At 47.9% G+C, this 1403-nt stretch carries 1 protein-coding gene; it reads left to right on the forward strand.

Annotation, left to right across the window (positions count from 1 at the left end; genetic code table 11):
* The first annotated feature begins 117 nt into the window (after positions 1-117).
* Positions 118-1356 carry an IS256 family transposase gene (locus ACTUHY_RS12855; protein ID WP_442828003.1) on the forward strand — a complete coding sequence of 413 codons (1239 nt, stop codon included), beginning with the start codon at positions 118-120 and terminating at the stop codon, positions 1354-1356.
* Positions 1357-1403: the final 47 nt, after the last annotated feature.

Genomic DNA, 1403 nt, shown 5'->3' on the forward strand with positions numbered 1-1403 from the left:
GGTAACGTCCATATAATGGTGTAAAAAGATAATTTCATAAAAATGAGCCATATGCTCATCCTTTAGGTATAATGTAAATCGACCAAAACCCACATAATACCGAGGGAGGAAAAACAAATGGCTCAACTCAATATTACACTGGATCAGGAAGAAATACTAGCCCTTCTTTCAAAAGATCACGATGGAGCTTTCCGTCAGCTGCTCCAAGCATGCTTGAACAAGGTCCTTTTGGCAGAGTCTGCCGAACAACTCGGCGTCCAGCCCTATGAACGCTCTGAAGAGCGTAAAGACAGTCGCAATGGGACTCGTGAGCGTTCCCTTACTTTGCGTATCGGCACTATCACGCTTACTATCCCTCGCCACAGAAATACCCCGTTCAAAACCATGATTTTTGAAAATTATTCACGTAGCGAGGCTGCCCTCGTCGCCGGCATGGCTGAGATGGTCGTCAACGGTGTCTCCACCCGCAAGGTAGAAAAAGTTGTCCAGGAGATTTGCGGGACAAGCTTCTCTAAGTCCACGGTCTCAAACCTCTGCAAGGACCTCTACAAAGACGTAGAAGCTTTCCGGACCCGTCCTCTGAACGGACCTTATCCGTTCCTGACCGTGGATGCGACATACTTCAAGGTCAGGGAAAATCATCGGATCATCTCCAAGGCCTTTATGATTGCCTATGGCACAAACAGTCAAGGTGTTCGAGAGATCCTGGGCTTCGACATCTATCCAGAAGAATCCACCACTACATGGATGGACTTTCTGGAAGGGCTGAAGAAGCGGGGGCTTTATGGGCCGTTGATGATCACTTCCGATGCTCATGGCGGCATTAAGGCTGCATTGCAGCGGCAATTCCCGGAGGCTCCATGGCAGCGCTGCCAGTTCCATTTTTCCAAGAATATCACTGAACTGGCACCTAAAAAATACCAGGTTGCGCTTCGAGCTGACCTGAATGCACTTTTCCAAGCAAAAACAATGCAGGAGGCCGTTCAGAAGCAAGACGATATTCTTGAATCTTATGGTGACGTTGCAGAGAGAGCGATGAAATGTCTGGAAGATGGGCTTGAAGATGCGATGACTGTACTGCTGCTGCCAATAGGAATGAGACGATTCTTCCGAACATCCAACCACATTGAACGCATAAACAGAGAGCTCAAGCGGCGTTCTGGCGTCATCGGGGTATTTCCGAATGAAACTTCGCTGATGCGGTTGATTGGCTCAACCCTGATTGAACTGAATGAAAAACGTCAGGCCGGCAAGGCCGTTTTTTCCGCAAAAAGCTATGCGGAGATGATGGCATCTAATACGCCGTCTGAACTGAGAAGAGCCGCTATCCGGCAGCAAAATATGGCGGCAGCATAGTGTTTTGAATACCTAAAGGAAATTTACACACAAATATGGACTTGACT

It is taken from the genome of Acidaminococcus nyctereutis (assembly GCF_052216985.1).
GTDB classification, from domain to species: Bacteria; Bacillota; Negativicutes; order Acidaminococcales; family Acidaminococcaceae; genus Acidaminococcus; species Acidaminococcus fermentans_A.

Excerpts from the sequence above, each read along its gene's own strand:
- ACTUHY_RS12855 (WP_442828003.1), top strand. The coding sequence starts at position 118 with ATGGCTCAACTCAATATTACACTGGATCAGGAAGAAATACTAGCCCTT.